The organism is Novosphingobium sp. 32-60-15, assembly GCF_002280675.1.
GTDB lineage: Bacteria > Pseudomonadota > Alphaproteobacteria > Sphingomonadales > Sphingomonadaceae > Novosphingobium.
This window is the reverse complement of record NZ_NCEN01000017.1, coordinates 53910-60425: the sequence shown is the minus strand read 5'-3', so window position 1 is coordinate 60425 and position 6516 is coordinate 53910. Positions and strand designations below refer to the sequence as shown.

The 6516-nt window shown below is 57.9% G+C and carries 5 protein-coding genes and 1 tRNA gene; all 6 read left to right on the top strand.

Features of this window, described 5'->3' with window-relative positions; translation table 11 throughout:
- Window positions 1-22 precede the first annotated feature (22 nt).
- The 6 genes from B7Y89_RS12550 to B7Y89_RS12525 all read left to right on the top strand — a co-directional run bounded on the left by B7Y89_RS12550 (window position 23) and on the right by B7Y89_RS12525 (window position 6440).
- Window positions 23-99, top strand: a tRNA-Met gene (locus tag B7Y89_RS12550).
- A gap of 861 nt (window positions 100-960) precedes the next feature.
- Complete coding sequence (locus B7Y89_RS12545) at window positions 961-1683, top strand: response regulator transcription factor (protein ID WP_292938845.1); 723 nt, start codon at window positions 961-963, stop codon at window positions 1681-1683.
- Window positions 1680-2990: an ATP-binding protein gene (locus B7Y89_RS12540; RefSeq protein ID WP_292938844.1), complete on the top strand. Its 1311-nt coding sequence runs from the start codon at window positions 1680-1682 to the stop codon at window positions 2988-2990. The genes B7Y89_RS12545 and B7Y89_RS12540 overlap by 4 nt, the downstream gene beginning before the upstream one ends.
- Before the next feature lie 122 nt (window positions 2991-3112).
- Window positions 3113-3820: a carbonic anhydrase gene (locus tag B7Y89_RS12535; RefSeq protein WP_292938843.1), complete on the top strand. Its 708-nt coding sequence runs from the start codon at window positions 3113-3115 to the stop codon at window positions 3818-3820.
- On the top strand, window positions 3817-5361 hold the full coding sequence (locus B7Y89_RS12530; RefSeq protein ID WP_292938842.1) for a SulP family inorganic anion transporter: 1545 nt from the start codon (window positions 3817-3819) through the stop codon (window positions 5359-5361). Before B7Y89_RS12535 ends, B7Y89_RS12530 begins: the two co-directional genes overlap by 4 nt.
- A gap of 206 nt (window positions 5362-5567) precedes the next feature.
- Complete coding sequence (locus B7Y89_RS12525; protein ID WP_292938841.1) at window positions 5568-6440, top strand: TorF family putative porin; 873 nt, start codon at window positions 5568-5570, stop codon at window positions 6438-6440.
- Window positions 6441-6516: the final 76 nt, after the last annotated feature.

Below are 6516 nucleotides of genomic sequence, written 5' to 3'. Positions count from 1 at the left end.
CCGCGCCCGTGCAAAACCCCGGCGCGGGGTGGAGCAGCCCGGTAGCTCGTCAGGCTCATAACCTGAAGGTCGCAGGTTCAAATCCTGCCCCCGCAACCACGCAAGTGGATTAGGTGATGCCGCCCTACGGGGCGGCGTTGTCGTTTTAGGACCATGCGAGCGGCTTTTTTCCGCTTCTACAACCTTCAATTCAGCTTCAATGCAAAGCTCGGGTCGCAAGTCGCTGCATCCGTCTAGATGTAGTCACATACGACCAACGTCGTTCGTGGCGGGATTACCCATTCATCATGGCAGTGTGATAATCCAGCCCTTCTGCGCTCCTGCACGGGTTGATATCGCTTGACCGTATTTAACGTGCAAGCGCCGCGAACAAATCTGAGGGGATCCTGTTATTGGCGCTTGCCCGATAATGGGGGTGATTACGGGTTAATATGCGCTTGCTTCAGCGGGTATGTGTGGTCCGATTGCATCAATTACTCAGAATGTGACAACTACGTAAGATTTGCTCTGACAAGAGAGTGCATTAACGGTAAGCGGCTTTTGCAAATGTCGCCCGACACGGCCTTGGGAGAGGATGCGAGAAAATCGCGCCGTGTCGGGTGTAAACCCATTGGGTGAACAGTGCATCGCACGCTGATCGGGGATGTTGCTACGCGGTACATATTCCGCAGCGTCAGCTAATGATCATGGCGTTAGCAAACGGCATCCGTCATCACGCATAGTCCTAAATGCGGTCATTTTATTCCAGTTTCCAATATTTTTGCACCGCAGCAATATTTTGTTGCGCGCCCGCCCGTCATTGGAAAAGGGCACTGTTCAGCTAGGGCAAGGTTGGTGAGAGGGTTTTGCAGGTCTTGGTCTGCGCTCTCAACATCTATGAATAGTGTTTGAACTCGTCCTTGGCAGTCAGCGCGTGTCGACCTATCGTGCGCGCAGGTGCCGCAACCATACCGGGATATTATGCAATCACCCTCAATCGTACTGGTGGAAGATGATGGCCCTTTGCGCACGCTGACGGCCCGCGCCTTGCGTGAAAACGGTTATGTAGTCCGCACGGCTGCAACAGGAGCGGAGATGTGGGTGGCCCTCGAAGGGGAACCTGCTGATCTTGTTGTGCTCGATATCATGCTGCCGGGCACCAGCGGCATCGAATTGTTCCGCCGCCTGCGCCGTCAAAGTGACGTGCCGATCATTTTTGTGTCTGCGCGCGGCAGCGAGGAAGACCGTGTGCTCGGGTTGGAACTGGGGGCAGATGATTATCTGGCCAAGCCGTTCAGCACGCGCGAACTGGTGGCCCGCATCGGTGCTGTTCTGCGTCGCGGCACAACGATGGGCAGCGATTCTTCTGGCGAGACGGGGGGGCGCAGTGGTGACATCCGGTTTGATGGGTGGACCGTGTCGATGGCCCGCCGCGAATTGCATTCGCCCAGCGGCGCTATGGTTGATCTGACCGGGGCCGAATTCGATTTGCTGGCAACCTTCATTGGTCAGCCGCAGCGGGTGCTGGGGCGCGAACGCCTCATCGAACTTTCCCGCACGCGTCTGGGCGACAGTTCGGACCGCAGCGTGGATGTGTTGGTCAGCCGTCTGCGCCGCAAGCTATCAGCAGCAGGTGGTCCCGCGCCGATCGTGACGGTACGCGGCGTCGGTTACATGTTCCGGGCAGAAGTGGATCGCGCTTGAAGTTGTCACGGCGGTTCGGACTGCCAGAACGGCTGCTGGCGATCCTGCTGTTGGTCGCCGGGGTGGATTTTGCTGCCAACATTTTGCTGTTTGACCGTGCCAGCCAGTTTGCCTTGCGTGAAGATGATGCGGCGCGGGTTGCAGAACATCTGGTCATTGCCAGTCGCATCATCGAGGACACAACCCCAGCAGATAGGGAACGCGTTGCCAAGGATCTGAGTACCAATCGCTTTTCACTGGAATGGCAGCCTGCTGGACAACAGCCAGTTGGCTCGCCTGCGCCATCCCGCATGCGCAAGCAGATTTTGAAAGATGCAACCGGCCATGATCACGCCGATCTGCAATTGCGTCTGAATTCGACTGGCGCGCCCGGCAATATCGTCGGTTCTGTCTTGTTGCCTGATCGCAGTGTTTTGAAATTTCAGACCTATGCAAGCTCTGCCTGGTCACTGAGCACTGGTCGCATCGTGATGCTGTTGTTGCCATCGCTTATTCTGGTGGTTTTGGCCTGGGCTTTGTTTCGTGCAACGCTTGCGCCTTTGCGCACACTGGTGCGCGCTTCCCGCACAGTAGGGGCAGGCTCGCCCGAACCGATTGCAGAACAGGGGACCGGCGAAGTCCGCGAGTTGATTGCAGCGTTTAACCAGATGCAGCATCGCATTCATCAATCGATGGCTGATCGCACCCAGTCCATGCTGGCCATTGGCCACGATCTGCGCACGCCCCTTGCGCGCATGCAGCTTCGCCTTGAACGCGCAGGTCTCGATAGCGAAACGGTCAACGACATGACCACGGACCTTGGCGAAATGCGCCATATGCTGGAATCGCTGCAGGCGTTTGTGGAATCCGGCGGTTCGCGCTTGCGGGCTGAACGGATTGACGTTGCGGTAATGACGCAAACCTTGGTTGATACCGCCGCTGACGATGGCCGGGAGGCAACGTTCGCGGGGCTTGAAAGTCTTGAGATCGTGGCCCGGCCTGTTTCCTTGCGGCGGGCTTTGGCAAACTTGATCGAGAACGCCCTGCATTACGCCGGAAATGTCCATGTGACCGTTCGCCGCGACGGGGACGTTGCCGAGATTACGTTTGAGGACAACGGGCCGGGTATTCCACCTGATCGCATGGAGGACGTGCTGCAACCCTTTGTCAGGCTGGATACCGCAAGGGGCCGCGATACGCCGGGAATGGGGCTGGGGCTGCCCATTGTCATGCGCGCCATCGCGTTGGACAATGGCGTGTTGCAATTGCGCAATCGCGAGCAAGGCGGCCTGTGCGTGACTGTGCGCCTTCCTTGCGCGGCAGGCTGAGCTTCTGGCAACATTTCGTAACAGTGCGGTCTGATTCAGGAAAAGGCATTGCCATACCTATGCTGGCAATCGCGGCATCTTCGCCGCGGTCAACCTATCCTCACCGGAAAAGGGAGACTGACATGAACGAACTTCTCGGCCGCGTTTTCAGCTTCGAAAAGACCGTATTTCCCGATAGCCGCGAGCTGTTTGGCAAGCTTTCCACCGAAGGCCAATCGCCCAAGGCGCTGATGATCTCATGCGCTGATTCGCGCATCGTGCCTGAACAGATCATGCAGGCGCAGCCGGGCGAATTGTTCGTGTGCCGCAACGCCGGCAACATGGTGCCATCATATGCAACGATGAACGGCGGCGTTTCCTCAACCGTGGAATATGCAGTCGTGGCATTGGGCGTGCGCGATATCATCGTGTGCGGCCATTCCGATTGCGGCGCAATGAAGGCCCTGGCGGCTCCTGAAGCGCCGGAAGGCATGCCTAATGTTGTCGCATGGCTGCGTCACGGTGCTGCTGCCGAACACGTCATCTCAAGCTGCGCGCCACATCTGCACGGCGATGAACGGGTCCGGGCCATCAGCCTGCAAAACATCATGTCGCAGATCGATCACCTGCGGACGCACCCGTCGGTTGCCGCTGCCATCGCCCGTGGCGAAATGGCGTTGCACGGTTGGTTCGTCGATATTTCGGCAGGCGTCGTACTCGGTCTTGATGGCGATACCGGCCAGTTCGTGCCGATGCGCGAAGATCGTGCGCTGCCAGTGGCTCTGCCAGCCTACACGCGCGTGGCCAATGAGCCTGTCAGCAACGCGTCTTATGCTGTGGCCGCAGAATGACTTCCGCTGCTGTATCAGTGCACGATCAGGCGGAGGGGACAGGTCCCTTCCGCTTTTTCGCTCGTGACTTCACCGCATCTATCGTTGTCTTTCTGGTTGCCATGCCGTTGTGCATGGGCATCGCCATTGCATCTGGCGTTCCTGCCGAAAAAGGCCTGGTAACAGGCATCATCGGGGGCATCGTCGTGGGCCTGCTGGCCGGATCACCGCTGCAGGTAAGCGGACCTGCAGCCGGTCTTGCGGTCATCGTGTTCGAATTTGTCCGAGACAATGGCTTGTCAGCCCTGGGTCCGGTTCTGGTTCTGGCTGGTGCTATTCAGGTAATCGCGGGCGTTGCCAAGCTTGGCGGGGCGTTCCGCGCTATTTCGCCTGCGGTTGTGCATGGCATGCTTGCCGGCATCGGTGCGTTGATCGTGATTGGACAATTCCATATCCTGTTCGACGAAAAGCCATTGTCGAGCGGACCTGAAAACCTTGCGATGATGCCTGCGCGCCTTCTTGGCCTGACGCCATTTAATCTTGAGGCCACTGAATTTGCCTTGATGCTTGGCCTGTTGACCATTGGTACGATGATCGCGTGGGAAAAGTTCAAGCCTGCACGGTTGGGGCTTTTGCCCGGAGCGCTGCTGGGCGTTCTGGCGGCTACATTGGTGGCTTCAGGGTTCGGCCTTGATGTTGCCCGCATTGTTGTCCCTGAATCCATCGCTGCTGCCTTCGCTTTGCCCGAGGCCGGGGCATTCTCGGTCCTTGGCAATTCGTCGTTGATTTTGTCAGCAATCGCCATCGCCTTCATTGCCAGCGCGGAAACCTTGCTTTCCGCCGCTGCGGTGGACCGTATGCATGATGGCGTCCGTACTGATTACAACAAGGAACTGCGCGCACAGGGCGTTGGCAATCTGTTGTGCGGTGTTTTCAATGCCCTGCCGATGACGGGCGTGATCGTCCGGTCCTCCGCCAATGTGCAGGCAGGGGCGATGACCCGTCTCTCCGCTGTTCTTCATGGCGTCTGGATTCTCGGCTTTGTCGCCATGCTGCCATTTGTCTTGCGCGAAGTGCCGATGGCGGCACTGGGCGGCGTGTTGGTGGTCACCGGTTGGAAACTGGTCAGCGTCAAACACGTAAGGCATCTGTTCCGCGTTCATGGCATTTTGCCCGCGCTCATCTGGGTCGTCACATTCTTGCTCGTGGTGACGACGGATCTGCTGACTGGCGTGCTGGTCGGCCTTGCTCTGTCGGTTGTCGAACTGCTCCCGCATGTGCGAAATCTGAAGTTCCGCGTTGGCGAGCAATCGGTTGGCGATACAGTGGGCTTGGAGCTTGAAGGCGCGGCAACGTTCTTGGGGCTGACGCGTTTGACCAACGCCCTTGAACAGCTTCCTGCAGGGCGTGCAGTCCATGTTGATATGGACAAGGTCCACACGATCGACCACACGACCGCTGAAATGCTCAGCGAATGGGTGGCCCGTCGGCGCTTGCGCGGTGATGATGTCAAGGTGACAGGTCCGGCATCAGTCATCCGGACAATCGCGCCTGCGGCATGATTTGGAGCCCGGGCAAGTCCTGCGTTTTGGCGGGATCGCCCGGGCAGTGTTGCATTGCAGCAACAGACACATACAGTTACAAACTAGCAATACTATAGAAACAATTCGTGTGTACGAATCAAGCTTCATTGTGATGGTTCTCCCCTGAGAAGAACTGCACAGTGAACGCAGGTGGAACGTGATAATCCTTACAGGGAGCGTTCCGTATGAAGATTCGTTTGGCCGCAGCCATTGCTGCAATCGCCATTGCCACTGCCGCAACCCCAGCGTTTGCGCAGGAAGAGGCATCAAGCCCCATCACTGTATCGGGCAATACCGCGCTCGTTTCCGATTACCGCTTCCGCGGTGTTTCGCAGTCTGACCGCAACATGGCCGTCCAAGGCGGCATCACCGTTGCGCACGAAAGCGGCGTCTATGTCGGCAGCTGGGCTTCGAACCTTTCCGGTTGGGGCACCTTTGGCGGCGCCAACATGGAACTCGACATCATCGCTGGCTACAAGACAACTGTAGGTGGCGCGACCATCGATTTCGGCGCCACCTGGTACATGTACCCCAAGGGCTTCGATAATACCGACTTCATTGAGCCATACTTCAAGGTCTCGGGCACGACCGGCCCGGTTTCGTTGACTGCCGGTGTCGCTTATGCGCCAAAGCAGGAAGCACTGGGTAGCTGGTACGATGCAAACCGTTTCGGCCTGACCGCTGGCGAAGCTGCTGCTGCCGGAACGTACACCAACGAAGGTGACAAGAACTCGAACCTTTACGTCTGGGGCGATGTCTCAAGCGCAATCCCTGAAACAGGTCTGACCTTGAAGGCGCACCTTGGCTATTCAAAGGGTAACACTGGCCTTGGTCCGTTCGCTACCTCGGTTGCCCCTACCGGTGAATATGCCGATTGGTTGATCGGTGCAGATTATGCCATCAGCGGTACACCGCTTACCCTTGGCGTTGCTTATGTCGACACCGACATTTCCGATGCTGAATCAGCTTACCTTCAGCCAAGCTTCTCGCGCGGCCAGGACGGTATCGGTTCAATCGCAGCAGCTACGGTCGTTGTGTCGTTGACCGCTGCATTCTGATCTGACGTTACCCAACGTCTGATAAGGCCCTCTCTCCCCGTCCGGAGAGAGGGCTTTTTGCTTGCACCGCACGAGG

Coding starts and splice junctions, on each gene's coding strand:
- B7Y89_RS12530 (WP_292938842.1), top strand. CDS start 3,817: ATGACTTCCGCTGCTGTATCAGTGCACGATCAGGCGGAGGGGACAGGT.
- B7Y89_RS12545 (WP_292938845.1), top strand. CDS start 961: ATGCAATCACCCTCAATCGTACTGGTGGAAGATGATGGCCCTTTGCGC.
- B7Y89_RS12525 (WP_292938841.1), top strand. CDS start 5,568: ATGAAGATTCGTTTGGCCGCAGCCATTGCTGCAATCGCCATTGCCACT.
- B7Y89_RS12535 (WP_292938843.1), top strand. CDS start 3,113: ATGAACGAACTTCTCGGCCGCGTTTTCAGCTTCGAAAAGACCGTATTT.